This window comes from Amycolatopsis sp. CFH S0740 (assembly GCF_004522315.1).
GTDB lineage: Bacteria > Actinomycetota > Actinomycetes > Mycobacteriales > Pseudonocardiaceae > Amycolatopsis > Amycolatopsis nivea.
Map to the genome: position 1 here is coordinate 112805 of NZ_SDLS01000018.1, position 26372 is coordinate 139176.

The following is a 26372-nucleotide window of genomic DNA, read 5'->3' on the forward strand; positions in this document are numbered from 1 at the left end:
CATGGCGCTCCCTGTGCAGGCACCGATCAAGCCCATGCTGGCGAAGCCGGCGAAAGCCATTCCCGATTCCGGCGGGCTGCTGTTCGAACCGAAGTGGGACGGGTTCCGCTGCCTGGTTTTCCGGGACGGCGACGAGATCACCCTGCAGTCGCGCGCGGAGAAGCCGCTGAACCGGTATTTCCCGGAAGTCCTCGCCGCGCTGCGGGAATCCTTGCCGGAGCGCGTCGTGCTCGACGGCGAACTGGTGGTGGCCCGCGACGGCAAGCTCGATTTCGACGCGCTGACCGAGCGCATCCACCCGGCGGACAGTCGCGTCCAGCTGCTCGCCGAGCAGTCGCCGGCGCAGTTCGTGGCTTTCGACGTGCTCGCGCTGGGCGACGAGTCGTTTGTGGACGAGCCGACCTCGGCGCGCCGCGAACGGCTCGAGTCCCTTTCGGGCATCGCGCTGACGCCGGCGACGACCGATCCGGAGACTGCTCGGCGCTGGTTCGAGCTGTTCGAAGGGGCTGGATTGGACGGCGTGATCGGCAAGCCGCTGGACGAGCCGTATTCGCCGGGCAAGCGGGTTTTGTTCAAGTACAAGCATTCCCGCACCGCGGACTGCGTGCTGGCGGGCCTGCGCTGGCACGTGGACGGCGAGCCGGGCGAAGCGGTCGGCTCGTTTTTGCTGGGCCTGTACGACGAGAACGGGCTGCTGCACCACGTCGGCGTGGTCGGTTCGTTCCCGGTCGCGCGCCGCCGCGAGCTGGCGCAGGAGCTGGCCCCGTTGATCACGGACGGCGAAGGGCATCCGTGGCTGGGCGACGCGGTCCGCGAGGGCCAGCGGATCCCGGGCGGCATCACGCGCTGGCGGTCGAAGGAACAGCCGTGGGTGCCGCTGCGGCTGGAGCGCGTGGTGGAGGTCTCGTACGAGCACACGGAGGGCGGCTATCCGTCGCGCTTCCGCCACACCGCCCAGTTCGCGCGCTGGCGGCCGGACCGGGAGCCGTCGTCGTGCGGCTACTCGCAGCTGGACGAGCCTGCCCGGTACGACCTGTCGGCAGTGTTCCGGGGCGAGGTCGTGCGGACCCGCTGACCGGACACGCCGCAGGACCCGCTCACTGGCTTCCCACACCACGCGTGCCAAGCTCGTCCGAGAGTTCCGCCGAGCAGACGTGAGGACCAGCCCGTGCACCGCCGTTCCCCCAGCCGTTCCCGTACGCGCGCCCGGCTGGTGGCGGCGACGCTGGGAGTGCTCATGCTGGCCGGGTGCACCAGCGGTCCCTCCGTGCGCCCCGCGGTGATCGACAACGACGGACGCGCCACCACCGCGCCGCCCCCGAGCACTGCCGCTGTGCCGTTGCCGCCGCTGGCCGAGCCCAAGAAGTCCGCCCTGCGATGGGCCAACTGCGACGCGGACACCCGGCAGCGGATGGCCGCTCCGGCACTGCCCGATTCGCTGCACGTCAGCTGCGCGCGCATGACGTCCCCGCTCGACGCGCCCGAGGACTCGCAGCACCTGCTCGCCCGCATCTTCGTGCTCAAGGCGGGCGACGGACCGATCCCGCTCGTGGTGGTCAACGACGTCGGCGGCGAGCCGGGCTCGCTGTTCGCCGCGCGCCTGGCGACCCGGCTTCCGCCGGAGTTCCTCAAGAAGTTCTCGCTGATCGGCGTGGACCGGCGCGGCACCGGGCTGTCCGGCGGCGTGCAGTGCGTGCCGCTGGAAGTGCGTTCGGACCTGCTGGGCGCGGACCCGGCGCAGGGCGGCCTCGGCGAGGTGCTCGACGCGGCTCGCCGCGCCGGTCAGCAGTGCGCGCTCGACCTCGACACCGCGCAGACCGCGCTGGACAGCTGGCGTACCGCCGGGGACCTCGACCAGCTGCGCAAACAACTCGGCCTCGACCGGCTGAACGCGCTCGGCCGCGGTGACGGCTCGAAGGTGCTTTCGGAGTACGCGGTGCGCTACCCGGCGCAGGTCGGCCGCATGGTGCTGGACGGCATCCCGGACCCGGGCGCCGACCGGGCGGCGGTGCTCGACGCGGTGGCCGCCGGCGCACAGTCGACGTTCGACGCCTTCTCCGCCGACTGCGCCGCCCGCAACTGCCCGATGGGCGATGCGAAGGTCGCGCTGAAGACCGTGACCGACCGGCTCCGTACGTCCCCTGTGGACACTGACGACGGCGTGACGATGAGCCCCGGCGTGGCGACTTACGCGGTGTACCAAGGACTCGCCGACCGGTCGAACTGGCCCGCTCTCGCCGACGCGCTGAACGCCGCGAAGAACGGCGACGTCACCGCGCTGGCCGGCTTCGCGAATCCGATCGTCGCGGACGTCCGCGGCCGCACGTCGCGCATCGGCGGCACCATCGCGACCCGATGCAACGACTCGACCACGCGGCTGCCCGCCGATCAACTGGACCGCGCCGCCGCCACCATGCGCGCCAAATACCCGCAGTTCGGCGCTGCGGTCGCCCAGGAGCTCGCCTGGTGCGGCGCTTGGCCGGTCCGCCGCGAGGCACTGCCTCCTGCCGGTGCACCAGGCGCCCCGCCCATGCTGGTGGCCGCTACCGCCACCGACCCGGTCACGCCGCAGATCGGCACGACCCGGGCCGCGGATCAGATGCCCAGCGCCGTGACTGTCACGTGGCAGGGTGTCGCGCACGGCGCGGTCGGCCAGTCCTCCTGCGTCACCGCAGCCGCGCAGGCCTTCCTGATCGACGGCAAGATTCCGGACAACGGCACTCTCTGTCCGGCCTAGGGACCGGCCTGGCTGGCGACCTGCGAGACGGAGTACGCGCAGTCGGCCTGCTGTTTGGTGATCAGCCGCAGGTGCGGCCGCTTGGTAATCGCGGCGTCGCCGAGCAACAGGTTGGGCGCGGAGCCGCTCGCGCCGCGTCGTGTGCGCAGCGCGTCTGTCGAACGGCTCCCTCTCGCCGAGATAGCGCCGCCAGCCGCGCACCAGCCCGCTGATCCGGCTGAGCAATCCCCGCTGAGGTCTGAGGTGGCGGAACCGGGGCTGTCCCGCCGAAGTCGTCTCGAACACCCATCCAGTATCTCGAACACCTGTTCGACAGCGCATCGCTCGACCCGGTGGGATCCGCTCACCCACATGAGACCGAGATTTTCACCGGGAGTGCCGAAAACGCCGACAGCGCACCGAATTCCGCCACTCGCGACCAGAAAGGCAGCAAACGCGCGGGAGACGGTCCTAACGGGACACAGCAGGACTGGCAGCCGCCCAGGCCGCCTCGATCATCCGGAAAACCTCGCCCACCGCGGCCTCCGGATCAGCCGCCTCTCGAGCCACCGAGTAGGCGTCGACCACGAACCGCGCGATCGCCCGGCACGCCGTCGGAGTCCGCTCGAGACCGGGGTCAGCCGCCATCGCCGCGGCCAGCGACTCCGCGTGCCGCAGCCGCATCGACTCCTCGTACTCCCGCAGCGCGGGCGACCCGTCGATCATCCGCCAGACCGGCGCGACGCTGTCCGCGGTGCAATGCCGCACCAGCGCCTGGATCTCGTCCCGCAGCGCCGGGATCAGCGCCTCCGCCGACGACCGCCGTTCGACCGCGCCGCGCAGGCTTTCCTCGAAGTTCGAGTCCTGCTCGAAGACCAGCGCTTCCTTCGAGGCGAAATGCGAAAAGACCGTGGTCACGGCGACGTCGGCCTCGGTCGCGATGTCCCGGATCCCCACCTCGTCGTACCCGCGCTCGAGGAACAGCCGGAGCGCGGTGTCGGCGATCTTCTGGCGGGTCGCAGCCTTCTTGCGCTCGCGCCGCCCGGACGGCTCACTCATCCGCGGATGCTATCAGTCACAAAATCCGACCGGTTGCCAAAAGCTAACCGTTAGCTTTTGAAAGCCTACTGCCGGTATCCCTCGACCTCGCCCACCGACCGGACCGAAGCCTCGTCCGGATCGTCGTCGAACTCGACCCTGGCCCGGCGCTGCCGCAGCAGGTCCCAGCACTGGTCGAGCTCCTCTTCGGCCCGGCGGAGCCGCTCCCGGTCGTCCGAGGACAGCCCGACCCCGATCGCCCGGTCGCGCAGTTCCTTCTCCTGCGCGATCAGCTCGTCGATCCGTCCCAAGATCCCGTCAGCCACATCAACCTCCAAGGAAGCGTCGGACACCCACCAGGACGCTACCGCGCCCCGGGGAATTCCCCACCCGATTCGTTCGTTGGACCACGCATGAGCACAGTGGAACTGACCGCGGACAACTTCGACCAGACCGTGACCGACAACGAGTTCGTGCTGATCGACTTCTGGGCAAGCTGGTGCGGCCCGTGCCGCCAGTTCGCGCCGGTGTTCGAGAAGGCGTCGGAAAAGCACAGCGACATCACCTTCACGAAGGTGGACACCGAAGCCGAGCAGCAGCTCGCCGCGGCGTTCAACATCCGCTCGATCCCGACGCTCGCCGTGATCCGCGACAAGACCCTCATCTACGCCCAGCCCGGCGCCCTTCCGGAAGCCGCGCTGGAGGACCTCATCCGCCAGGCCCGCGAGGTCGACATGGACGAGGTGCGCAAGGCCGCCGCCGCGCAAGAAGCCGAGCAGGCCTGAGCCCGCTGCCACAGGCGCAACCCGGGGAAACACGAAGGCCCGGCACCCACCAGGGTGCCGGGCCTTCGCAGCGTTTCAGGACCGGGTGACCAGCCCGCGCAGGAAGAACGCGAGGTTCGCCGGACGCTCGGCCAGCCGGCGCATGAAGTAGCCGTACCACTCGTCGCCGCAGGGCACGTACACGCGCATCGTCTCGCCTTCGGCCGCGAGCCGCTTCTGCTCCTCGGGCCGGATGCCGTACAGCATCTGGTACTCGTGGTCGCCGGACGTGCGGCCGGCGTCGGCGGCGAGCTTGCCCGCGATCGCGATCATCCGCGGGTCGTGCGAGGCCACCATCGGGTAGCCCTTGCCCTCCATCAGCACGCGCAGGCAGCGCACGTAGGACTTGTCCACTTCGGACTTGTCCTGGAACGCCACCGACTCCGGCTCGGCGTAAGCGCCCTTGCACAGCCGCACGCGCGACCCGGGACCGGACAGCTCGCGGCAGTCCTGCTCGGTGCGGTGCAGGTAGGCCTGCAGGACCGCGCCCACCCACGGGTACTCGGCGCGCAGCTCGCGGAGGATGCCGAGCGTCGAGTCCGTGGTGGTGTGGTCCTCCATGTCGAGCGTCACTGTCGCGCCGACCGCTTCGGCCGCCGCGCAGATCTTCCGCGCGTTTTCGAGCGCGACGCCCTCGCCGTCGCCCGGCAGGAACTGCCCGACCGCGGACAGCTTCACCGAGACGTCCGCGCCCTTGGCGAGGCCCTGTTCGGACAGCGCCGTCAGCAACTCCTCGTACGCCTGCACGGTGGCGGTGGCCTGTGCGGCGTCGGTGGTGTCTTCGCCGAGGTGGTCGATGGTGATCTTCCGGCCGTCGGCGGCCAGTTCCCGTGCGGCGCGCACGGCGTCGGCGGTAGCCGAGCCGGACACGAACCGGCGCACTACGGACCGGGTGACCGGTACCGCTTCGACGAGCGCACGCATCCGCTGCGAACGAGCGGCGGCGAGCAACGGGGCACGCAGCATGACGGTGTCTCCTTCTCAGCCCTGGTGCGGGTAGCGCACGGAGGTCGGCGGCACGAACGTCTCCTTGATCGAGCGCGGGCTCGTCCAGCGGAGCAGGTTGAAGACCGAGCCGGCCTTGTCGTTCGTGCCCGAGGCGCGCGCCCCGCCGAACGGCTGCTGGCCGACGACCGCGCCGGTCGGCTTGTCGTTGACGTAGAAGTTGCCCGCGGCGAACCGCAGCGCCTGCGAAGCCTTCGCGACGGCCGTGCGGTCGTTCGCGATGACGGCGCCGGTGAGGGCGTACGAAGCGGTCTCGTCGACCAGCTGCAGCACGGCGTCGAAGTCAGCGTCTTCGTACACGTAGACCGACAGGATCGGGCCGAAGTACTCGGTGCTGAAGATCTCGTGCTTCGGGTTCGTCGACACGAGGACGGTCGGCTGCACGAAGTAGCCGACGCTGTCGTCCGCAGTGCCGCCGACGAGGATCTCAACCTCGCTGTCGTTCTTAACGCGCTCGAAGAGCGAGGCGTGCTTGTCGAAGGCCCGACGGTCGATCACCGCGCCACCGAAGTGCGACAGGTCGGTGACGTCGCCGTACGAGAGCGCGGCGGTCTCGGACGCAAGGCCGTCCTTCAGCTGCTCCCAGACGCTGCGCGGCACGTACGCACGCGAAGCGGCGGAGCACTTCTGGCCCTGGTACTCGAAGGCGCCACGGACAAGCGCGGTGCGAAGCACGTCGATGTCGGCCGATGGGTGCGCGAGCACGAAGTCCTTGCCGCCGGTCTCGCCCACGAGACGCGGGTAGCTGCGGTAGCCGGCGATGTTCGCGCCGACAGTGCCCCACAGGTGCTGGAAGGTCGCGGTGGAGCCGGTGAAGTGGATGCCCGCCAGGTCGCGGTGCGTCAGCGCGACCTCGGAGACAGCCTTGCCGTCGCCCGGCAGCAGGTTGATCACGCCCGGCGGCATGCCGGCCTCTTCGAGCAGCCGCATGGTCAGGTGCGCGGCGAAGCTCTGCGTCGGCGACGGCTTCCACAGCACGGTGTTGCCCATCAGGGCGGGCGCGGTGGGCAGGTTGCCGGCGATGGCGGTGAAGTTGAAGGGCGTGATCGCGTACACGAAGCCCTCGAGCGGACGGTGCTCCATCCGGTTCCACACGCCCGGCGAGCTGACCGGCTGCTGGTCGAGGATGCTCCGGCCGAAGGCGACGTTGAAGCGCCAGAAGTCGGCGAGCTCGCACGCGGAGTCGATCTCGGCCTGCGTCGCGGTCTTCGACTGACCGAGCATGGTGGCCGCGTTCAGCGTCGAGCGCCACGGGCCGCTCAGCAGGTCAGCGGCGCGCAGCAGGATCGCCGCACGGTCGTCGTAGGACAGCGCGCGCCACTCCGGAGCGGCCTTCGCGGCGGCAGCGATCGCGTCGGTCGCGTCCTGCTTCGTGGCGCTCTGGATGGTGCCGAGGACGTGGCCGTGGTTGTGCGGCTGGACAACGTCGATCTTCTCGCCGCCGCCCGCGCGCTGCTCGCCGCCGACGGTGACCGTCAGGTCGACGGGACCGGCCTGACCCAGTTTCTTCAGCGCACCCTCCAGCTCGGCGCGCTCGGCGCTGCCCGGCGCGTACGTCAGCACCGGCTCGTTCTTCGGGGCGGGGGTCTGGGTCACGGCGTCCACGGCGGCTCCCTCGTTGGCTTACTCGTCGGATGCCCGAAAGATAACGCTGCGCGGCGTTCAGGGGTTTGTTCAAGCGGCTAGAATCGCCCATATGGTTTTGTCCGATCGGCCTACGCGATGACGGCCGCCGAACCGTTCGCCGGCGCCTCGCTGCGGCACGTGCTCGCGACGCTCGGCGAACCGCTCGTGCGGGTGCTCGTCGCGCCGCGCGGACTGGGCGTTCCGGTGCAGGACGTGGTGATCCTCGACCCCGAGGACCCGCCCGAAACGCACCCCGGCGACCTGGTCCTGGTGATCGGCGCGCGCGGCCGGTCGGCAGCGGCGGCGATCCGGGCGGCCGGACGCGCCGGAGCGGCCGCGGTGGCGGTGAAGGGCGAAGGCGGCACGGACGTCGCGGCGGACGCTGGCGTCGCGCTGCTCACGGTCGGCGCGGAGGCGCGGTGGGAGCAGGTCGAGGCGCTGGCGCGCGGGGTCGTCGACGCGGCCCGGGCGGGCGGCGAAGCGGAAACCGGCGAGGTGCTCGGCGACCTGTTCGCGCTGGCCCAGACGGTCGCGACGCTCACCGGCGGCCTGGTCAGCATCGAGGACACCGCGAGCCGCGTCCTGGCGTATTCACGAGCCGGCGACGAGGTCGACGAGCTGCGGCGGTTGTCGATCTTGGGCCGCGAAGGACCGGAACGGTACCTCGCGATCCTCCGCGAATGGGGCGTCTACCAGCGATTGCGGGCCGGCGAAGGAATCGTGCGCGTGGACGAGCGCCCGGAGCTGGGAATCCGCCGCCGCATCGCCGCCGGGATCCACGCCGGATCGCAGCCGCTCGGCACGATCTGGGTCCAGGAAGGCGCGCAGCCGCTGACCGAACAAGCCGAGGTGGCGCTGCTCGGCGCGAGCAGAACCCTTGCCCCGCAACTGATCCGCGCCCGAACTCTGCCCGATCCGCAACTTCGGCTGCGCGAAGATTTGCTCGCCGGGCTGCTGGAAGGACGCGTCGACGCCGAGTCGGTCGCAGACGACATCGGTGCCGATCCGGCGCGTCCAGCACAGGTTTTGGCGTTCACGCTTTCCCGGCAGCAGACGACGGCCGCTTCGGACCGGTTGCTGCGCCGGGCCGAACTGGTGCACCTGATCGCCGTGCACACCGCGGCCTATCGGCGGACCGCGCTCGTGAGCGTGCTCGGCGGCCGGGTGTACGCGTTGCTCCCGGATCTGCCGGAACACTCGGATGCGCCAGTGCTGGCGTTGGCGAAGGAAATCGTTGGTGCGGCACGGAAACACCTCGACGCCCCGGTCCGCGCCGCGCTCGGCGGGGTCGTGCCGAGTCTGTCGGACGCAGCCTTGTCGCGCGGCGACGCCGATCGGGTGCTGATGGCGATGACGCGCGGTCATTGGCCGTCCGACGTCGCGTCGCTGGCTGACGTCCGGGCTGACGTGTTGCTGTCGGAAGTGTTGGCCTACTTGGGAGATCAACCCCGGTTGCGTGATCCGCGGCTCGCGCAACTGCGCGCCCACGACGCCGATCACGGTGACATCCTGATCCCCGCTGTGCTGGCGTATCTGAACGCTTTCGGCGACGTCCGCACGGCCGCGCGCTCGCTGAACATCCACCCGAACACCGTGCGCTACCGGGTGCGGCGGGCGTCGGAGGTGTCCGGGATCGACCTGACTGATCCGGCTCAGCGGCTGCTCACTGAACTGTTGCTGCGGCTGTAAATCGGATGCCGCGGGGGTTCGTGATCGCTAAAGTGCCGTCGTGGACCTCTTCTTCCGCTCCTGGAACGCACTTCAGAACGCCGTGAAATCGCTTGAAGGCGGGCAGTGGCTGGCCCCGTCGGGATGCACCGGCTGGCTGGTGCAGGATCTGGTGTTCCACCTGGTCATCGACGCGCAGGACATCCTGATCACGCTCGCGACCCCCGCCGAAGGCGAGCCGACGCACACCGCCGCGCAATACTGGGAACTCGGCACCGACCTGCCGACCGGCTTGGACGAAGAAGGCCTGTTCACCCGCCGCGCGGCGCTCAGCTACGGCTCCACCGCCTGGCTGGCGCACCACTTCGACGACCTCGCCCAGGCAGCCGGACGCGCCGCCGCGCTCGCGGACCCGGCGTCGAAGGTCGAAACCCGCGACTACGTGCTCACGGTCGCGGACTATTTCGAGACCTACGTCGTGGAAGCGACGTTGCACCACCTGGACCTCGTCATGCATCTGTCCGGAGTGGACGGTCCAGACGCAGACTGCCTGGCCGCGACCCGGCGAACCGTCGAAACCGCCCTGGGTTCGCCACTTTCGGCAGCACTGGACGACCAAGCCGCACTCCTGGTAGCGACCGGCCGCCGTGCCGCGACCGACGAGGAAAAAGCGGCACTGGGGTCGCTGACGGAGAAGCTGCCGATCGTCCTCGGCTAGACCGAAAGCCGTTCCGCCGCAGTCAACTCAGCAAGCGCGGCAAACGACTCGACGCGCGCCGCCGGGTCGTACGTACTGGTGCTGACGAGCAACTCGTCCGCCCCGGTCGAGTCGACCAGATCCGCAAGGCGTGCGCCGACCTCGTCCGGAGTGCCACTGATCTGCCCGGCCAACGTGTCATCGAGACGACGGCGTTCGCGGTCGGTCATCGGCAGCGCCAAAATCTCGTCCGCAGGCGAAAGCGGCGGGAAAACGCCATGGCTGCGCGAGTACACAGTGGACCAAGCCTCGGGCACCAGCAGCCGCCGAGCCTCCTCCGCGGTGTCCGCCACCGCGACCGCTGTCGACACGACGACATAGGGATCGTCCACATCGGACCGGAACGCTTCGCGGTACCGCGAAATCGCCTCGACCATCGCACGCTGCCCATGCGCCGGAGCGATCACCAGCGGCAACCCGAGCCCAGCCGCGAGATCCGCACCCGCACCAGTCGCGAGCAAGAACACCGGCACCGACAGTCCCTCGGCCGGGATCGCGTGCACCCCGTCGTGCTCGCCCCGGAAGAACGCGAGAAGCTCGCGAACCTGCCCGTCGAAGCCGTCGGCCGCGTCCTTGCCCTGACCAAGCGCACGCCGCACCGGCTCGATGAACCCGACCGAACGCCCGATCCCGAGATCGATCCGCCCAGGGAACAAGGACTCCAGAATCCCGAACTGCTCAGCAACCACGAGCGGCCGATGATTGGGCAACATCACGCCCCCGGACCCGACCCGGATACGCGAGGTCGCAGACGCAACGGCGGACGCGAGCACCGCAGGCGAAGACCCGGCGACCCCAGGTACGCCATGGTGTTCGGAAACCCAGAACCGGTGATAGCCGAGAGCTTCGATGTCACGCGCGAACGCGACAGTGTCCCGGATCGCCTGCGCGGTCCCCCGCCCTCGCCGCACGGGCGACCGGTCCAGCACGGAAATCGGAACGTCCACGCCCACGGCAACGCCATTCGCCAAGCGCGAATTCCCGCCCCTCACGACCGTCAGTGAGGGCCACCCTCACAGCCCCAGATTCCCCGAGGGTTCCCCTCACGGCCCTAAACAGGCACCGACGCACCCAACGATCGAGGCACCCACACCGCCCGCAACCCCGATCCGAAGCATCCCTGCGGTCGGTGGGTGCTTGTCAAGGCATCTTTCCCGCCTTGACAAGCACCCACCGACCGTCAGCACAATCAAACTTCGGGGTGGCGGGCCCCCACAGCGAGCGCGATGTCGCCGCCAGGCGACGAGCCGAACCCGCTCAGGGCCTCCACCGCTCGCTGTAATCCGGATGATCCGCATACGGCAACGCCAGCAACCGCAACGTCAAACACCAATTCGACCCGGCCTCGTCCGCGGGCACATGACAGGTCTCACACCAATACTCGCTGCCGTACAACGGAAACCCGGGCACCTTCTCCGACACCGTGGTCCGATGCGCGAGCATGATCCGCCGCGTCGCCTCGATCTCGTTGATCATCTGGTTGACCACGTCGAGTTCGAGGTCGCCAAGGGAGCGGACCCGCTCCTCGAGCCCGACCTTGGCCTCGCCGCGGTTGAGCGACTCGCCGGCCTTGCCCTTCTGCACCGCCTGCATGATCAGCGCCTGCCGCTGTCCGACGCGCGCGGCCAGGAACGCGATCAGGTCGTCCACGACGTCTCCCTCCTCCGGTCCCGGCTCCCCTCCGGTTCCGGCAATAGTCGCACCTCGACCCCGGCGCGTTACCGCTTAGCGGTGCACCTCACGGTAATCGACCTCGGAAAAACCAGTGCGACCTGCGGAAACATTCGCGAAATTCCCCGCAATGTTGATCACCGAGAGTGAACACGCCCGGCGATCGGACGATCACGCCTGGTCGGATCGGGCCTTGCTCGGCTGCACTCGCTTCGGTTCGCCAGGCATTTTCGGGTAGTCCGGCGGGTACGGCAGTTCCGCACCGCCGAGATCGCGGTCGTCGCGCTCGTACCACTCCAGCAGCGTCTCCAGGCCGAACGCCTTCTCGTCCATCGGCGCGTGGAGGTCGCCGTGCTCGGCGAGGAAGCCGGGGACGGTCAGGACGTCGAAGTCGTCCGGGTCGACGTCGGCGAGCAAATCCCAGGTCAGCGGGGTCGACACGGTCGCGCGCGGGGTGCCGCGCACCGACCAGGAGGAGGCGACCGTCCGGTCCCGGGCCGCCTGGTTGTAGTCGAGGAAGACGCGGCCGCCGCGTTCCTCCTTCCACCAGGACACCGTCGCCTTGTCCGGGATCCGCCGTTCGACCTCGCGGCCGAGCGCGATCACCGCGTGCCGCACCGCGATGAAGTCCCATTCCGGGCGGATCCGCACGAGGACGTGCACGCCGCGGCCGCCGGAGGTCTTCGGGTAGCCGGTGAGCCCGGCGTCGGCGAGCACCTCGCGGACGACGCCGGCGACCTCGACCGCGTCGGCGAACCCGGCGCGCTCCGGCGGGTCGACGTCGATCCGCAGTTCGTCCGGATGATCCAGGTCAGGACGGCGGACCGGCCACGGGTGGAAGTCGAACGTGCCGAGGTTGGCCGCCCAGGCGAACACCGCGGGTTCGGTCGGGCAGACCTCGTCGGCGGTGCGGCCGGACGGGAAGGTGATCCGAGCGGTCTCGAGCCAGTCCGGCGCACCCTTGGGCACGCGCTTGGCGTAGAACCACTCGCCGGTGACGCCGTCGACGTAGCGTTTCAGCGTGGTCGGCCGCTCGCCGATCGCGCGCAGCAACGGATCGGCCACGGCGAGGTAGTACTCGACCACCTGCCGCTTCGTGATGCCGCGTTCGGGGAAGTAGACCTTGTCCGGGCTCGACACCCGGACGGTGCGCTCCCCCACCTGGTACTCGACCGGATCGCCGTTTTTGGCCATGCGGCCACCGTAGCCGCGAGTGCCGTACCGTGGCGGGGTGTCCGGGAGAACCAAGCTGATCGCCGCCCTGGTCGTGCTAGCTCTTCTCGGCGCCGCCGCGCTGTGGCTGCCGATTCCGGGACCGGCACAGCTGCGCACCTGGGCCGCGGAGACCGGATCGATGACTCCGCTGGCGCTCCTCGTGGCTTACTCGTTGCTCACCGTCGCACCGATCCCGCGCACGGTGTTCAATCTGGCCGCCGGTTTGCTCGTCGGGAGCGTCGCGGGAGTGGTCATCGCCTTGGCGGCCACCACGATCGCCGCCGGGCTGGCGTACGGGCTGGCCCGGCTCCTCGGCCGGGACCTGATCCTGCGGCACCTGCACCGCGCACCGGTGCGAGCCGTGAACGACCGGCTCTCCGACGGCGGCGTGCTCGCCATCACGTCGCTGCGGTTGATCCCGGTCGTCCCGTTTTCGGCGATGAACTACCTGTGCGGCGTTTCGTCCGTGAAACTCGTTCCGTACCTTGCCGGAACGGCGCTCGGGAGCGTCCCCGGAACTATCGCGGTGGTCGTTTTCGCGGACGCGCTGACCGGCGACACGCCGCCCGCTTTGCTGGCTTGCTACGCGGTCTTCGCCGCGCTCGGCGCGGCAGGATTGGTGCGGGTGCTGCGGAAGCGCGTCCCCGCCGCCGAGCCGGAGGCGCCCGTGCCGTCGGCACCGGCTGGCTGACGGCGGGCAGGTACTTCCGACCGCTACACTCGTTCGGGTGCGCGAGGGGTATCCGCGCTGCGCACGACCACGATCACGGGACTTTCGTCAGGAGCGGGCGTCATCGACACCGGGCAGCTGATCGCGGGGCACTACCGCCTCGTCGAGCACATTGGTAGCGGTGCCATGGGCGTGGTGTGGCGTGCCGTGGACGTGCGCCTGGAGCGGTCGGTGGCGATCAAGCAGATCCTGCCGCAGCCGGGCGTCTCCGAGGCCGAACGCGACAACATGCGCCAGCGCGCGATGCGCGAGGCGAAGAACGCGGCCCGTTTCCAGCACCCCAACGCGATCGTCGTGTTCGACGTCGCCGAGCACGGCGGCGACCCGTGCCTGGTGATGGAGTACCTCAACGGCCCGAGCCTGTCCGCGGTGCTGTCCGAACAGGGCACGCTGCCGGTCGGCCAGGTCGCGCGGATCGGCGAGCAGGTCGCCGCGGCGCTCGTCGCCGCGCACCGCGCCGGGATCGTGCACCGGGACGTCAAGCCCGGCAACATTCTCATCGACGAAACCGGCACCGCGAAGATCACCGACTTCGGCATCTCCCGCGCGGCCGGCGACATGACGCTCACCCAGACCGGCCTCATCGGCGGTACCCCGGCGTACCTCGCCCCCGAACTGGCCCGCGGCGCCGACCCGGTGCCCAGCTCGGACGTCTTCGCCCTCGGCGCGACGCTGTACCAGGCGATCGAGGGGCAAACCCCGTACGGCAACACCACGAACCAGCTCGCGCTGCTCTACGCGGCGGCGAACGGCCAGGTCAACCCGCCGACGCAGGCCGGTCCGGCGACCGCGTTGCTGATGAGCCTGCTGCGCAGCGAGGCTTCCGAGCGGCCGAGCATGGCCGAGGCACGGGAGCGGCTGGCTCAGCTGGCGACCGGGGAACCGGCTGCGCCGCAGCAGTTGCTGTCGGGGAATCGCGGTCCGGGGAGCAACGGGTCCCGTCCGCCGTGGGCGCGTGCGAGTGCTCCGGCGGCTGCCGCTGCTGCGCCGAAAGCTCCGTCGAACCCGCCTCGGACGCCGACTGCGGCGTTCATGCCGATGGGTGCGCCTTCGCGTCCCGCTCCCCCGGCGAACACTCCGCCGCGTCCGCAGCCCGCTGTGCGACCTACGCCTACTGCTGCTGCGCCGAACTACTCCGGTGCCGGGTCTGGGGATCGGGTTTCGCCTGCTGCGGCGCGGAAGAAGAAGATGGCGTTCCTCGCTGGCGGTGCCGCGGCGGTCGTTGCGGTGGCGTTGGTGGTGTTTCTCGTGTTGAGCAGCAGTCGGGACAAGGGCGGCAGTTCGTCGAACGCGCAGCCGCCCGCGCCGAACTCCTCCGCTCCAGCGTCTCCGTCGAGCACGCCGAGTTCCTCTGCGCCGCCGGTCAAGTCCAACGGCACCGTGCAGTGGGGGCCAGCGGGTGATCGGGTCATTGATTTTTACGGGGCTGTGGGAAAACCCGAGGCGTGGGCGATGCTGACCCCCTCGGCGCAGGCAGCCTTCGGCGATCAGGCCGCGTTCGCCTCGTACTGGGCACAGAACAAGTTGAACACCTACCGGAACGCGAGCGTTTACAAACGCCAGAACAACCCGGACGGCTCCGCCGACGTTCAGATCACGCTGATTCCGGAAAACGGCGCGCAGACGCAGAAGGTCGTGCAGGTCATCGCCACGGAGGACGGCACGCTGATGATCAACAGCGACCCTCGCCTCGGAAGCGACGCGCCAGCGCAGTGACACTCGCCGCAGAGGTGGGTCCAGCGGGACGAATAGCCTACCTTTGAAGCATGGCCGAGAACGGAGCTCTGCCGCCGGGCTGGAATCCTCGGTTCCACGAGGATCTGGTCGGGCTGGATCCGTACGACCCGGAGGCCCGTGCGTTCGCCGCCCATCTCGACCGGATGGAGCGCACCGGGCCGACTTTCACCGTCGAGGCGTGCCTGGACCAGGTCGCCGACTTCGCCGAGTCCAGCAACCGCACCGGCGGGCTCCGCTACTGGGTGTCCGCGCTGGTCGTGGTGCTGATCGTGCTCGGGCTGCTGGTCACCGCCTGGGACATCGCGCTGCACACGGTCGCTTTTCTCTCCAGGTAACGTGGGAAGGGTGAAAGGTATGAAACCCGTCGTCGGCACCACTCCGCGCGTGGTGAAGTCCGACCAGGAATGGCGGGAGCAGCTTGCCCCCGAGGAGTACGCGGTGCTCCGGCAAGCCGGCACCGAACGGCCGTTCACCGGCGAGTACACCGACACCAAGACCACCGGCGTGTACGAGTGCCGGGCTTGCGGCGCGGAGCTGTTCCGCAGCGACACGAAGTTCGAAAGCCACTGCGGCTGGCCGTCGTTCTACGACCCGGCGGACTCCGACGCGGTGCTGCTGCGCGAGGACCGCACCATGGGCATGCGGCGCATCGAGGTGCTGTGCGCCTCGTGCCACAGCCACCTCGGGCACGTGTTCGAGGGCGAGGGCTACGCGACCCCGACCGACCAGCGGTACTGCATCAACTCGATTTCCCTGAAGCTCGTCGAGGACTCCGGCGACTGACGCCGAGGTCCGCTGAAACCGCCCTTCCCGCGCCCGGGGAGGGCGGTTTTTCGTCCGGCGGCAACCCCGGGCAGGCGGGTAACGTGGTTTGTTCATCCGGAGGGGGACCGTGATGGACTGGACGATCGAACGCGCGATGCCGGCCGCGCTGATCCTGGTGCTGGCGCTGGTCTGCTGGTGGCTCGGACGGCGGACCGCCGCCCGGCTGCACCGGGGCAGGCATCCCGAAACCCGGCTGACGTCCGCGGCGCAGGCCGCGTTGCTGACAAACGGACCGTTCCGCGTCGCCGAGACGACGGTCGCCTCGATGCTGGAGCGGGAGCAACTGCGCGCGGACTCCGTGGGACGGCTGTATCGCACGCCGACCGAGCCGTCGGACGCGCTGAGCAGGGAAGCTGCCGAGCTGACCGGCACGGGGGTCGGGATCGCGACGGTGCTGCGCGGTCTCGTCTGGGGCGACTCGGTCCGCGAACTGGTCGACGACCTCACCAAGCGCGGACTGCTGGCCGACGGCCAGGCGCTGCGCAAGGCGTGGAAGTGGACCGCGATCGGAGAAGCGGTGCTGGCGGCGGCCGGTATCGCGGCGTTTGTCGGCGGGCTGAACGGCTACGTGCTGATTTCGGTTCTGCTGCCCGCGTGGTTCGTGTTCGCCGCGCTGTCCCGTCGCCGGGCTGCTCGGCGGATCCGGCCGACCGACGCCGGCCGTGAGGCCGCAGAAGCGGCTTGGCCGGATCAGAGCCTGATCAGCGGGCTGACCGGGAGCGTCGCGGTCGGCGGCCTGTCGAATCACCCGGATCGCGAGCTGCGGGTCGCCCTGCTCCGCGGTCTCCCGGCGACCCGTCGGGCGGGGGCGGCCATCGCGGGAGCCGCGGGCGGGTTCGCCGGACCGGCGGGGTACTGGGCCGCTGGGACGGGCTGCGGGTCTGGTTGCGGCGGCGGAGCGGGCTGCGGCTCCGGATGCGGCGGTTCCGGGTGCGGGTCGGGATGCGGCGGCGGGGGCTGCGGCGGCGGGAACAGCTGAGCCGGGAACGAACCGGACATCGAGTGCGTCAGTTCTGCCGACAGCCTCCGGCGACCGGCCGGTTAGGGTTCCGGCAACGCTGAAACGAGGGGGAAGCCGTGGACGAACCGTGGGGCATTTCCGGCCCGCAATTCCTGCTGATCTTCGGCCTGGCGCTGGCCGTCGTCCTGCTGGTGCAGATCAGCTGGCCGTCGATCGCGCGGTCGCGGCGAGGGAACGCGCCCGCGACCGTCGAGGCGCCGCTGCAGCCGGACGTCTACCAACTCGCTTACCTGGCCGGCGGCTCGGACCGCACGGTCGACACCGCGATCGCGACGCTGCTGGAACAGGAACTCCTGCGGGTGAGCAGCAAGGGCAAGCTGAGCGCGATCGGCAAGCGACCGGCTCGCAAGAGGCTGGAACGCGCGGTGCACGACGCCGCGCAGGGCGGAACGGCGACCGTCGCCATGGTGCGCAAGTCGCCGACGGTCCAGCCGGAAGTGGAGAAGATCCGCCAGGACCTCGAACGACGCGGGCTGCTCGTCGCCGGCGACGGACTGGACGGCTTCCGCGCCGGGATCGTGGCCGCGTACGCCGTGTTGCTGCTGATCGGGATCGTCCGCGCGGTCAACGGAGCGCAGCTGGACCGGCCGATCGGCGGGCTGATCGGGTTGCTCGTCGTGGCCGGGACCCTGACGTTGATCGCTTACGCGGTCCGCAAGGGCTCGAAGACATCCCGCGCCACCGACGCAGGCCACGCGATCGTCGTGCGCGCCCGCGAAGACGCGAAAGCTGCCGAGGAGCGGCCTGAGGAGTTCGCTGCCACGAGCCGGAACGGCAACGGAGCGTTGCTCGTCGGCGCCGCGGCGGTGGTCGCGCTCGGCGGAATCGCGCTGTACCCGGACGAGGAGATGAGCACAGCGCTGATCAGCGGCGGCGGCAGCTGGACCGGGGGCGGCGGTTCGAGCGGCGGATCGTCGTGCAGCAGCGGCGGTTCCTCGTGCAGCAGCGGGTCTTCGTGCGGCGGAGGCAGCAGTTGCGGCGGCGGGGGCGGCTGCGGCGGATAACCGAAGGAGGGAGGCGCCATGCACGAGCCTTGGGGGATCTCCGGCCCGCAGTTCCTGGCGGTCTACGGTTCCGCGCTGGCCTTGACGCTGGCGGTGCAGCTGGTCTGGCCGCTGCTGCGCCAAGCGCCCGCGGACGTGCACCGTCCGCTCGACGTCTACCAGCTCGCCTGTCTCGTCGGCGGCCCTCACCGCACGGTCGACACGGCGATCGCGGCGTTGCTGGAGCGCGGGCTGCTGCGGGTCGACAGCAGGGGCCAGCTCACGGCTGTCTCCGGAGCGCCGACGGGGCCGGTTGAGCAGGCGGTCTACGAGGCCGTGCGGAAGCGGCCCCGCACGGCTTCGACGCTGCGTACCGCGGAAGCGGTGTCCGCGCCGGTGCGGAGCATCGGAAACGACCTCCGCAAACGCGGTCTCGTTACGATCGCCTCCGCCTCCTTCGCGACCGGGGTGGTTCTGGTCTACGTCGCCCTGTTCGCAGTCGGTCTGGTGCGCTCAGTGAACGGATCCGCGCTGCACCGACCGACTGCGGGATTGAACGTCCTGCTGGCCGTCACAGCGATTCTGACGGTCCTGGCGGTGGCCGGCAGCAGGCGGCCGAAAGTCCGCCCGACCAAAGCCGGGCGCGCGCTGGTCGTCGCGGTGCGGACAGACCCGGCGACGCAGCGGGCCCAGTCCGGCGCGCTGCTGTTCGGTGCTGCTTCGCTGGTCGCGCTGGGCGGGTTCGCGCAGTACCCGGACCATGCGACAAGCTTGGCGTTGACGAGCGGTGCGGGAACGTCGTCCGGCGGTGGATCGTCCTGCGGCGGTGGCAGCGGGTGCGGAGGCGGAGGTGGGTGCGGTGGCTGACCGGTTGGGGATCGGCATCGGCTGGCGGCCGGAACTGGACCTGTCGATCGCGCGGCTGCCGGGCGTCGACTGGGTCGAGGTGGTCGCGGAGAACCTGCACGCCCCGCACCTGCCGGAAAGCCTGCTGGCGCTGAAGGATCGCGGGATGCCGGTGTTGCCGCACGCGGTGTCGCTGTCGCTGGGCGGAGCCGAGCCGCTGGACACCGCGCGAGTGGAGCACCTGGCCGAACTGGCGCGGGCTCTCGACGCGCCGCTGGTCAGCGACCACGTGTGCTTCGTCCGAGCGGGCGGGCTCGACTCCGGACATCTGATGCCGCTGCCTCGCTCGCGCGCGGCGCTGGACGTGCTGGTGGACAACGTCCGGCTCGCACAGTCCATTGTGGACGTACCGTTCGCGCTGGAGAACATCGCCGCGCTGCTGGAGTGGCCGGACAACGAGCTGACCGAGGAACAATTCCTCACCGAGCTGACCGAGCGGACCGGCTGCCTGCTGATCATCGATGTCGCGAACCTCTACGCGAACGCGCGCAACGTGGGCACCGATCCGGTGGCGTTCCTGGACGGGATTCCGTGGGAACGGCTCGCGTACGTGCACATGGCGGGCGGCGTGGAGCGCGACGGGGTTTATCACGACACGCACGCGCATCCGGTGCTGCCGGAGGTGCTGGATCTGCTCGCCGAACTGCGTCGGCGCACGGATCCGCCGGGCGTTCTCCTGGAGCGCGACGACGACTACCCCACCGATTCCGAACTCGCCGCCGAACTGGTCGCATTGCGCACCGCGGTGACGTTGTGAGCCGGGAAGAACTGGCGGCTCGGCAAGCTGCGCTGCTGGACAGCTTGTTGACCGGGGCCGAGGCGCCGTCCGGCTTCGATGCCTCGCGGTTGCGCATCGAAGCGGACGTCCTGCTCGCCAAGCGACGGCGGCTGGTGGCTTACCTGCGGCCGGACCTGCCCGAGGCGCTGGGCCCGCGGTATCGGCCATTGTTCGACGCGTACGCGGCGGAGCGTCCGAAGACGACTTCGATCCGGGCGCGCGAGTATGCCGACGCGTTTGCGGAGTGGCTCATCGCCCGCGGTGACCTGCCCAAACCTCGACGCAGATGGTTCCGGCGCTGAGCCCGTTCGGTTTTTGTCGGTGGTGCTGGCTACGCTGACGACATGTCTGGTTACGGCGGTGTTATCCGATCTCTGCCGAGCCGGGAGGGAGGGAACCTGTCGTGAACGGATTCTGGGCCGCGGTGAGCCCGATGCTGCTCGTCTACGTCGCCACCGCCGCGGGTTTGGCGAGCATTTTGGCCACTGGCAAGGACAAGCTGGCCACACAGGCGTCCGCGCCGGAGTCGGCCGCCGTGCCGCGCGATGTCTACGACGTCGCGTACCTGGCGGGCGGGCGGCCTCGGCTGGTCGAGGCCGTGATCGCGACGCTGTTCGCGCGCGGCCAGCTGCAGGTCGGGTCGCTGGGCGAGATCGTCGCCGCTGGTCCGCCGCCAGCGTCGCCGCCGCTTGAGCAAGCCGTGCATCGGGCGGCTGGTCGCGGTCGTCTCGCCTCGTGGGTCGCGCGATCGTCGGTGCTCAAGCCTGCGATCCGGGCGCTCGAAACCGATCTCGTCCAGCGGCGGCTGGTCAGCAGGCGCAGGCCGTTGACGGGTCTCGGGTACACACTCACCGCGGTGGCCGTGGTCGTGCTGGCGGCCGGGGTGGGGCGGCTGGTCTACGACGTGGGCCGGTCTCATCTGAACGCCATGGTGGTGCTTGTTTTCGGCGAGGTGGCGCTGACGCTCTGGCTCTGTCTCGTCGGCAGCCAGCGGATCACCAAGCAGTTCGGCGAACGGAAGGTCAGTTCGCTGCCGCCGACGACTGCGGGGGCGACGGTCCTCGCACGGGCCGAACAGCAGGCGGCTGCGGGTGGCGGCGCAGGACCGGCTGAACTGGTCGCGGTGGGCGGGCTGGCGGCTTATCCGGACAAGCGGGTTACAGGAGGGCTTATGCCGATTTAGCCGCTGCTTCACGGGCGGCGTTCGCTGGCGGTGCTACAGGAGGCTGGGGGTGGGCACGGCAGCGCTCGCGTGACCGGCGTGCGAGCCGGGACTGGCGGGACGACCGCAGACCTGGGCGCGCGGGAGCTGGCGGTGCTCGCTGGACTGGTAGGTGTCACGCGAGGCTGACAAGGCGCTCGCCGGACCGACGCGACACTCGCGGGGCCGACGGCGCTCACCACACCGGCGGCACCACGCGAAACCACCACGGCGCTCTTGCGGAACGCGGCACCCACGAGACCGGTGCAGCACACCGGTGTCCGTGTCGCCAGCGCGGCCGCTCAACGGGTCTGGCGTCGCTTACGAGACCGGCTGAGGCACGACCGGCGACCACACCGGCGATCCGCCCCGGGTCGGTGCGACGGGTGGTCCCAGTGCGGCGGCGCACCCGGCAGCTCGCCGGCCATCCGCACGCGGGTCACCTGGCCGACGTCGCGCACGAGGCCGGTGCAGCACACCGGTGTCCGCGTCGCCAGCGCGGCCATTCGCCGAGGCTAGCGCCGCTTACGAGAGTGGCTGAGGCACCACCGGCGACCACACCGGCGTGTCCGAGCCAGGCCGGTGCGACGGGTGGTCCCAGTGCGGCCGCTCGCCCGGCAACTCGCCGACCATCCGCACGCGAGTCAGCTCGCCGAAGCCGCGCACGAGGCCGGTGCAGCACACCGGTATCCGCGTCGCCAGCGCGGCCGCTCGCCGGGTCCGGCGTCGCTTACGAGACCGGCTGAGCCACGACCGGCGACCACACCGGCGTATCCGCGCCAGGCCGGTGCGACGGGCGGTCCCAGTGCGGCGGCGCGCCCGGCAACTCGCCGGCCATCCGGACGCGGGTCAGCTGGCCGAAGTCGCTGTCGACCGTCTCGAGCACGTCCGTGTAGTCCACTTCGGACGGTTCCGGATCCTTGCGGCCCAAGGAATCCAGCCACCGTCCGGTGCCGGCGAGGGACAGGCGGGCGTGCCAGGTGCCGCCGTCGGTGACTGTGCGGCGGATGGCCGTCATGATGGCGGCGGCGGTGAGCCAGCCGGTGGCGTGGTCCAGTGCTTGCGCGGGCAGCGGCACCGGGGCGTCGGTGGCGTACTCCTCGGCGATGCCGGACGACATCTGCACGAGGCTGTCGAAGCCGCGGCGGCGGGCCCACGGGCCGGTCCAGCCGTATGCCGAGATATCCGCGACCACGAGGCCTGGGCGGAGTTCGGCGAGCTCTTCCGGGCCGAAGCCGATGCGGGCGAGTGCGCCGGGGCGGAAGGTCTGGAGCAGGACGTCCGCGCGGGCGATGAGCTTCTTCAGCTTCGCGCGGCCGCCCTCGGTGTCGAGTGCGATGAACGCCGAGCGCTTGCCCTGGCCGGTGTCCATGGTCAGGACCGGGATTCGCGGCAGGTGTGCGGCACCGACGTGCAGCACGTTCGCGCCGTGCGCTGCCAGCACGCGGCCTGCGACGGGTCCGGCGAGGACGTGCGTCAGCTCCAGCACGCGGACGCCGCCCATCGGACGGTCCGAGTCGAACAGGGTGCGCTTCGGCGCGTCCCCGATGCGGTTCAGTTCGACCAGCGGCAGGTTCGCGACGGCTTGGCCTTGCGGATGGGCCAGCCAGTCCTCGCGCGAGCGCATCAGCGCTGCCGCGCCGCCCGCGGTCACCACGGCGGATTCGACCTCTGCCATGGATTTCGCGGCCACGGTCTTGGTTACGGCTTCACGGGTCGCCGGGACGCCGAGCGCCCAGCAGACCGCCGCTTCATGCCGTGGGGTGTTGCAGTGCAGCTTGATCCAGCCGTCGGCGGCGCGGTAGTCGCCCGCGATGGGGCCCCACGGGCTCGGTCCGGGCTCGCCGTCGATGCGCAGCAGGTGCTCGCTGCGGAACGCGGCGGCGGCGTGCCGGGTGTCGACCGACACCGTGCCTGGGTCGATGCCGCGCAGCCGCAGCAGTTCACCCGCGGACAGGGTGGCCGCGGCGATGCTCGCGGTCGCCATGGCGGGGACCCGGAAGTGTCCGGGCAGCACGGATTCGTCGCCGGTCAAGGACACGGCGGGCAGCGGTTCCCCGGCGAGCGACTGCCAGGCCCCGGCGAGTACGTCCTGCACCGGCGGTTACGGCAGAGCCGCGACGAGTTCGGCGGGCGGCACCTTCGTGCCGGTGTAGAACGGGATTTCGACGCGCACGTGGCGACGCGCCTCGGTGTTGCGCAGGTGGCGCATCAGGTCGACGATCCGGTGCAGTTCGTCGGCCTCGAAGGCGAGGATCCACTCGTAGTCGCCGAGCGCGAACGACGCGACGGTGTTGGCGCGCACGTCCGGGTAGTCCCGCGCCTCCTTGCCGTGGTCGGCCAGCATCTTGCGCCGGTCCTCGTCGGGCAGCAGGTACCAGTCGTAGGACCGGACGAACGGGTACACGCAGATGTACTTGCGCGCCTCCTCGCCGGCCAGGAACGCGGGCACGTGGCTCTTGTTGAACTCGGCGGGCCGGTGCAGCGCGGTCTGGCTCCAGACCGGCGTGGACGCGCGGCCGAGCGGCGTGCGCCGGAACCCGGTGTAGGCGGCCTGGACCTGCTCGATCTCCTCGGCGTGCCACCAGATCATGTAGTCCGCGTCGGCCCGGAGGCCGGACACGTCGTACACGCCCCGGACCACGACGCCCTTGGCCTCGAGCCCGTCGAGGTACTCGGCCGTCTCCCGGCCCGCGGCGCCGCGGTCCTCCCCCAACTTCCCCGGTTCGATCCGGAAGACCGACCACGTGGTGTAGCGGATCGTGTCGTTGAGTTCGTTGTAATTCAGCCGCGCCATGACTCCATCCTGGCACTCCTCGCCCGGCGATCGCCATGGGGCTCCGTCACACGAAGAGCTGCTCCGCGATCCGCCGGGCAGCGGCGTCGGCCGTGGCCACGCACGCGGGCAGGCCGACGCCGTGCAGCGTGGCGCCCGCCACTGCCAGGCTCGGGACATCCGCGACTGCCGTCTCGATCCGGGTCACCCGTTCCAGGTGCCCGGTGCCGTACTGCGGGAGGCCGCCGCCCCAGCGCGTCACCAGGGTGTCGATCGGCTTCGCGGTGACGCCGGCGAGCCGGGCCAGATCCGCGCGGACCGCTGCGACCAGGGCATCGTCGTCGCCGTTCAGCGCGCCGGGCTCGCCGAACCGGCCGACCGAACCGCGCACCAGCACCGGTCCGGCGTCGCCGAGGTGAGCCCACTTGTTCGACGAAAACGTGAACGCCTTGGACGCGTACGGCACGCCTTCCGCGTCCCGCTCTCCCGCACCGATGAGGATTCCGGACGCATCCGGCAGCTCCGTGCCGGGCGGGAAAGCGAACGCGACGACTGCCATCGACGCCAGTTCCACCTCGCCGAACGCGGTCGAAGCCGCCGGGACCACCCCGTCGAGCAGTTTCCGGGCGGCTGGCGCGGGCACGGCGAGCAGCACTGCGTCCGCATCGACCGGGCTGTCGGCAGGCGCGTGCGCTGGCGCGGCAGCACCGAATTCGAGGCGCCAGCCGGACGGCGTCCGCGTCAGCGCGCGGACCGTCGACGAAGTGCGCAGTTCGGCACCGGAAAGCTCCAGCAACCGGTCGAGCAAGCCCCGCAAGCCGCCGGTGAGGCTGCCGAAAACCGGTGCGGTGCCTGGCGTTTTCGGCAGCAGCGACGCCGCGGCCTCGGTGAGGGAACCTGCTCCGCTTTCGATCGCGTTGGCCAGGCCAGGCATCGTCGCGCGGAGGCCGAGGCCGTCGGCACCGCCCGCGTACACGCCGCCCAGCAGCGGGTCGACCAGCCGGTCTACCAGCTCATCTCCGAAGCGCGTGCGCAGCAAGGGCCCGAGCGGCACGTCGCCCTCGCCCAGTTCGACCGGGCCCAGCGAGCGTTCCTTCTCGACCGCGCTCCGGCCGTCCTCGGACAGCACGCCCGCGACCGAGTCCGCGGACGCCGGGACTCCCATCACGGTGCCGGGCGGCAGGCTCTGCACCGAACCGCCGGCGTGGATTTTGGCGCGCGCCTTCGTCGGATGCACCAGGTGATCGGCGAGGCCAACCTCCTCGACCAGCGAAACCATCTCGGGCCGCCGGGCGAGGAACGCCTCGGCCCCGACGTCGTAGCTGACCCCGCCGACCTCCGCCGTGCGCAGCTTGCCGCCGATCGCGGGCGTGCTCTCGAAAACGGTGATCGTCACCCGGTCGCCGAGCAGCCGGCGCACCCGGTACGCCGCGACCAGCCCGGAGATCCCGCCGCCGACGACCGCGACGTGTTTCACAGCGAGTGCACCAGGTCGACGACCCGCTTCAGCACCTCCGGATCGACGCTCGGCAGCACGCCGTGGCCGAGGTTGAAGACGTGTCCGCGAGCCGCGCGGCCCTCTTCGACGATCCGGCGCACCTCGGCCTCCAGGACCGGCCACGACGCGTACAGCAGCGCCGGGTCGAGGTTTCCCTGCACGGACACCTTGCCGCCGAGCCGGTGGACCGCGACGTCGAGCGGGATCCGCCAGTCGACGCCGACCACGTCCGCGCCCGCCTCGCGCATCGCGCCGAGCAGTTCGCCGGTGCCGACGCCGAAGTGGATCCGCGGCACGCCGTACTCGCCGGCCACGGCCAGCACCCGGGTCGAATGCGGCAGCACGAACTCGCGGTAGTCGCGCTCGGACAGCGCACCGGCCCACGAGTCGAACAGCTGCACCGCGTCGACGCCCGCGTCGAGCTGGGCGCGCAGGAACGTGGCGGCGATGTCGGCGAGGCGCGCGGCGAGGTCGTGCCAGACCTCGGGCTGCGAGTGCATCAGGGCTTTGGTGTGCTCGTGGTTGCGGCTCGGGCCGCCCTCGATCAGGTAGCTGGCCAGCGTGAACGGCGCGCCGGCGAACCCGATCAGCGGCGTTTCGCCGAGCCGCTCCACCAGCAGACGGACGCCCTCGGCGACCTTGCCGACCTGCTCCGGTTCGAGCTTCGGCAGCGCGCGCACGGCGTCCGCGTCGCGCACCGGCGAGGCCACGACCGGGCCGGTGCCGGGGACGATGTCGATGTCGACGCCCGCCGCCTTGAGCGGGACCACGATGTCGCTGAACAGGATCGCCGCGTCGACGCCCAGCCGGCGGACCGGCTGCATCGTGATCTCGGCGAGCATCTCCGGGTCGAAGCACGCGTCGAGCATCGGGACGCCCTCGCGCAGCGCGCGGTACTCCGGCAGCGAACGACCGGCCTGGCGCATGAACCACACCGGAACGTGCGCGGGCCGCTCCCCGCGCGCGGCGGCGAGGAAGGCCGACCCGGGCAGGGCGCGACGGGGCGAAACGGACGGAGCGCCGACGGGCGCGGACGAAACCTGAGGCACGAACCCCATGGTCCCACGCGGGCCCGACAGTCCCGGGCCGCCCCGTGCCCAACGCTCCCTGGCTCGGCGCTGCGTCTTCCGCGGAGCGAGAGTCCGCCCAGCACAGCACGGCCGAGCAGATCCGCGAGGGAACCCTGGGGAACGCGCCCAGCCCCGGCGCTGCGTCTACCGCAGACCGAAGGTGCGCCCAGCACAGCGCGCTGATCAGGTCCGCGAGGGGGACTCTGGAGACGCACCCAGCCCCTACCCCAGAACGAGGGTCCGCCCAGCACAGCACGGCCGCGCAGATCCGCGAGGCGAGCCCTGGGGGAACGCGCCCAACCCGGCACCGCATCTGCCCCAGAGCAA

At 70.7% G+C, this 26372-nt stretch carries 26 protein-coding genes; 15 read left to right on the forward strand and 11 right to left on the reverse strand.

The window, feature by feature from the left end; all coding sequences use genetic code 11:
- Position 1: 1 nt before the first annotated feature.
- Positions 2 to 1075, forward strand: a complete 1074-nt coding sequence (locus EIZ45_RS27740) for an ATP-dependent DNA ligase (protein ID WP_134666383.1) — start codon at positions 2 to 4, stop codon at positions 1073 to 1075.
- Positions 1076 to 1237: 162 nt separating this feature from the next.
- Complete coding sequence (locus tag EIZ45_RS27745) at positions 1238 to 2737, forward strand: alpha/beta hydrolase (protein ID WP_051173058.1); 1500 nt, start codon at positions 1238 to 1240, stop codon at positions 2735 to 2737.
- A 450-nt stretch (positions 2738 to 3187) separates the two neighbouring features.
- Here EIZ45_RS27745 and EIZ45_RS27755 read toward each other — a convergent pair whose 3' ends face one another.
- Together EIZ45_RS27755 and EIZ45_RS27760 are read right to left on the reverse strand one after the other, a co-directional pair.
- On the reverse strand, positions 3188 to 3775 hold the full coding sequence (locus tag EIZ45_RS27755) for a TetR/AcrR family transcriptional regulator (protein ID WP_134666385.1): 588 nt from the start codon (positions 3773 to 3775) through the stop codon (positions 3188 to 3190).
- Between the two features lie 65 nt (positions 3776 to 3840).
- Complete coding sequence (locus tag EIZ45_RS27760; protein ID WP_037819206.1) at positions 3841 to 4080, reverse strand: DUF2630 family protein; 240 nt, start codon at positions 4078 to 4080, stop codon at positions 3841 to 3843.
- An 87-nt stretch (positions 4081 to 4167) separates the two neighbouring features.
- On the opposite strand from EIZ45_RS27760, the gene trxA reads away from it, so the two are divergent.
- Positions 4168 to 4539: a thioredoxin gene (gene trxA / locus EIZ45_RS27765; RefSeq protein WP_134666387.1), complete on the forward strand. Its 372-nt coding sequence runs from the start codon at positions 4168 to 4170 to the stop codon at positions 4537 to 4539.
- 75 nt (positions 4540 to 4614) lie between these two features.
- Here the strand turns inward: trxA and EIZ45_RS27770 are convergent, their stop codons facing one another.
- Complete coding sequence (locus tag EIZ45_RS27770) at positions 4615 to 5544, reverse strand: proline dehydrogenase family protein (protein WP_043838311.1); 930 nt, start codon at positions 5542 to 5544, stop codon at positions 4615 to 4617.
- Positions 5545 to 5559: 15 nt separating this feature from the next.
- Positions 5560 to 7188: an L-glutamate gamma-semialdehyde dehydrogenase gene (gene pruA, locus EIZ45_RS27775; RefSeq protein ID WP_043838313.1), complete on the reverse strand. Its 1629-nt coding sequence runs from the start codon at positions 7186 to 7188 to the stop codon at positions 5560 to 5562.
- Positions 7189 to 7305: 117 nt separating this feature from the next.
- On the opposite strand from pruA, the gene EIZ45_RS27780 reads away from it, so the two are divergent.
- Positions 7306 to 8898 (forward strand): CdaR family transcriptional regulator, encoded by a 1593-nt coding sequence (locus EIZ45_RS27780; protein WP_107051211.1) that lies wholly within the window; start codon positions 7306 to 7308, stop codon positions 8896 to 8898.
- A gap of 40 nt (positions 8899 to 8938) precedes the next feature.
- Entirely contained in the window at positions 8939 to 9595 is a 657-nt protein-coding gene (locus tag EIZ45_RS27785; RefSeq protein WP_037819037.1) for a maleylpyruvate isomerase N-terminal domain-containing protein, read from the forward strand.
- Here EIZ45_RS27785 and EIZ45_RS27790 read toward each other — a convergent pair.
- The 3 genes from EIZ45_RS27790 to EIZ45_RS27800 all read right to left on the reverse strand — a co-directional run bounded on the left by EIZ45_RS27790 (position 9592) and on the right by EIZ45_RS27800 (position 12499).
- Entirely contained in the window at positions 9592 to 10587 is a 996-nt protein-coding gene (locus EIZ45_RS27790) for an LLM class flavin-dependent oxidoreductase (protein ID WP_134666389.1), read from the reverse strand. The genes EIZ45_RS27785 and EIZ45_RS27790 overlap by 4 nt on opposite strands.
- Before the next feature lie 304 nt (positions 10588 to 10891).
- The gene (locus EIZ45_RS27795) at positions 10892 to 11284 is read right to left on the reverse strand and encodes a DUF6221 family protein (RefSeq protein WP_134666391.1); all 393 of its coding nucleotides are present in this window, start codon (positions 11282 to 11284) and stop codon (positions 10892 to 10894) included.
- Between the two features lie 192 nt (positions 11285 to 11476).
- A complete protein-coding gene (locus tag EIZ45_RS27800; RefSeq protein ID WP_134666393.1) occupies positions 11477 to 12499 on the reverse strand; it encodes a DNA polymerase domain-containing protein in 1023 nt (340 codons plus the stop codon).
- 37 nt (positions 12500 to 12536) lie between these two features.
- Here EIZ45_RS27800 and EIZ45_RS27805 point away from each other — a divergent pair, with 37 nt between their 5' ends.
- The 10 genes from EIZ45_RS27805 to EIZ45_RS27850 all read left to right on the forward strand — a co-directional run bounded on the left by EIZ45_RS27805 (position 12537) and on the right by EIZ45_RS27850 (position 20683).
- On the forward strand, positions 12537 to 13211 hold the full coding sequence (locus EIZ45_RS27805) for a TVP38/TMEM64 family protein (protein ID WP_134666395.1): 675 nt from the start codon (positions 12537 to 12539) through the stop codon (positions 13209 to 13211).
- Between the two features lie 165 nt (positions 13212 to 13376).
- A complete protein-coding gene (locus EIZ45_RS27810; protein WP_240690769.1) occupies positions 13377 to 14966 on the forward strand; it encodes a serine/threonine-protein kinase in 1590 nt (529 codons plus the stop codon).
- A 50-nt stretch (positions 14967 to 15016) separates the two neighbouring features.
- The gene (locus EIZ45_RS27815) at positions 15017 to 15322 is read left to right on the forward strand and encodes a hypothetical protein (RefSeq protein ID WP_009075657.1); all 306 of its coding nucleotides are present in this window, start codon (positions 15017 to 15019) and stop codon (positions 15320 to 15322) included.
- A 19-nt stretch (positions 15323 to 15341) separates the two neighbouring features.
- The gene (gene msrB, locus EIZ45_RS27820; protein ID WP_037819046.1) at positions 15342 to 15770 is read left to right on the forward strand and encodes a peptide-methionine (R)-S-oxide reductase MsrB; all 429 of its coding nucleotides are present in this window, start codon (positions 15342 to 15344) and stop codon (positions 15768 to 15770) included.
- A 112-nt stretch (positions 15771 to 15882) separates the two neighbouring features.
- The gene (locus tag EIZ45_RS27825) at positions 15883 to 16791 is read left to right on the forward strand and encodes a TIGR04222 domain-containing membrane protein (protein WP_134666399.1); all 909 of its coding nucleotides are present in this window, start codon (positions 15883 to 15885) and stop codon (positions 16789 to 16791) included.
- A gap of 98 nt (positions 16792 to 16889) precedes the next feature.
- Positions 16890 to 17837 (forward strand): TIGR04222 domain-containing membrane protein, encoded by a 948-nt coding sequence (locus tag EIZ45_RS27830; RefSeq protein ID WP_134666401.1) that lies wholly within the window; start codon positions 16890 to 16892, stop codon positions 17835 to 17837.
- Positions 17838 to 17855: 18 nt separating this feature from the next.
- On the forward strand, positions 17856 to 18683 hold the full coding sequence (locus EIZ45_RS27835) for a TIGR04222 domain-containing membrane protein (protein ID WP_134666403.1): 828 nt from the start codon (positions 17856 to 17858) through the stop codon (positions 18681 to 18683).
- Positions 18676 to 19479: a DUF692 domain-containing protein gene (locus EIZ45_RS27840; protein ID WP_037819213.1), complete on the forward strand. Its 804-nt coding sequence runs from the start codon at positions 18676 to 18678 to the stop codon at positions 19477 to 19479. The genes EIZ45_RS27835 and EIZ45_RS27840 overlap by 8 nt, the downstream gene beginning before the upstream one ends.
- Positions 19476 to 19802: a hypothetical protein gene (locus tag EIZ45_RS27845; RefSeq protein WP_037819056.1), complete on the forward strand. Its 327-nt coding sequence runs from the start codon at positions 19476 to 19478 to the stop codon at positions 19800 to 19802. Before EIZ45_RS27840 ends, EIZ45_RS27845 begins: the two co-directional genes overlap by 4 nt.
- A gap of 101 nt (positions 19803 to 19903) precedes the next feature.
- Positions 19904 to 20683 carry a TIGR04222 domain-containing membrane protein gene (locus EIZ45_RS27850; protein ID WP_134666405.1) on the forward strand — a complete coding sequence of 260 codons (780 nt, stop codon included), beginning with the start codon at positions 19904 to 19906 and terminating at the stop codon, positions 20681 to 20683.
- Positions 20684 to 21431: 748 nt separating this feature from the next.
- On the opposite strand, the gene EIZ45_RS27855 is transcribed toward EIZ45_RS27850, so the two are convergent.
- The 4 genes from EIZ45_RS27855 to hemE are packed head-to-tail and all read right to left on the reverse strand — an operon-like array spanning position 21432 to position 26033.
- Complete coding sequence (locus EIZ45_RS27855; protein WP_134666407.1) at positions 21432 to 22799, reverse strand: CoA transferase; 1368 nt, start codon at positions 22797 to 22799, stop codon at positions 21432 to 21434.
- Positions 22800 to 22805: 6 nt separating this feature from the next.
- A complete protein-coding gene (gene hemQ, locus EIZ45_RS27860; protein WP_037819061.1) occupies positions 22806 to 23498 on the reverse strand; it encodes a hydrogen peroxide-dependent heme synthase in 693 nt (230 codons plus the stop codon).
- Between the two features lie 46 nt (positions 23499 to 23544).
- Positions 23545 to 24954, reverse strand: a complete 1410-nt coding sequence (gene hemG, locus EIZ45_RS27865) for a protoporphyrinogen oxidase (RefSeq protein WP_134666409.1) — start codon at positions 24952 to 24954, stop codon at positions 23545 to 23547.
- A complete protein-coding gene (gene hemE, locus EIZ45_RS27870; RefSeq protein ID WP_134666411.1) occupies positions 24951 to 26033 on the reverse strand; it encodes a uroporphyrinogen decarboxylase in 1083 nt (360 codons plus the stop codon). The genes hemG and hemE overlap by 4 nt, the downstream gene beginning before the upstream one ends.
- Positions 26034 to 26372 lie beyond the last annotated feature (339 nt).

Bases quoted from the DNA above. Each gene is read 5' to 3' on its own strand.
- EIZ45_RS27740 (WP_134666383.1), top strand. From the start codon at position 2: ATGGCGCTCCCTGTGCAGGCACCGATCAAGCCCATGCTGGCGAAGCCG.
- EIZ45_RS27745 (WP_051173058.1), top strand. From the start codon at position 1,238: ATGCTGGCCGGGTGCACCAGCGGTCCCTCCGTGCGCCCCGCGGTGATC.
- EIZ45_RS27755 (WP_134666385.1), bottom strand. From the start codon at position 3,775: ATGAGTGAGCCGTCCGGGCGGCGCGAGCGCAAGAAGGCTGCGACCCGC.
- trxA (WP_134666387.1), top strand. From the start codon at position 4,168: ATGAGCACAGTGGAACTGACCGCGGACAACTTCGACCAGACCGTGACC.
- EIZ45_RS27770 (WP_043838311.1), bottom strand. From the start codon at position 5,544: ATGCTGCGTGCCCCGTTGCTCGCCGCCGCTCGTTCGCAGCGGATGCGT.
- EIZ45_RS27780 (WP_107051211.1), top strand. From the start codon at position 7,306: ATGACGGCCGCCGAACCGTTCGCCGGCGCCTCGCTGCGGCACGTGCTC.
- EIZ45_RS27800 (WP_134666393.1), bottom strand. From the start codon at position 12,499: ATGGCCAAAAACGGCGATCCGGTCGAGTACCAGGTGGGGGAGCGCACC.
- EIZ45_RS27810 (WP_240690769.1), top strand. From the start codon at position 13,377: ATGGGCGTGGTGTGGCGTGCCGTGGACGTGCGCCTGGAGCGGTCGGTG.
- EIZ45_RS27815 (WP_009075657.1), top strand. From the start codon at position 15,017: ATGGCCGAGAACGGAGCTCTGCCGCCGGGCTGGAATCCTCGGTTCCAC.
- msrB (WP_037819046.1), top strand. From the start codon at position 15,342: ATGAAACCCGTCGTCGGCACCACTCCGCGCGTGGTGAAGTCCGACCAG.
- EIZ45_RS27825 (WP_134666399.1), top strand. From the start codon at position 15,883: ATGGACTGGACGATCGAACGCGCGATGCCGGCCGCGCTGATCCTGGTG.
- EIZ45_RS27835 (WP_134666403.1), top strand. From the start codon at position 17,856: ATGCACGAGCCTTGGGGGATCTCCGGCCCGCAGTTCCTGGCGGTCTAC.
- hemQ (WP_037819061.1), bottom strand. From the start codon at position 23,498: ATGGCGCGGCTGAATTACAACGAACTCAACGACACGATCCGCTACACC.
- hemE (WP_134666411.1), bottom strand. From the start codon at position 26,033: ATGGGGTTCGTGCCTCAGGTTTCGTCCGCGCCCGTCGGCGCTCCGTCC.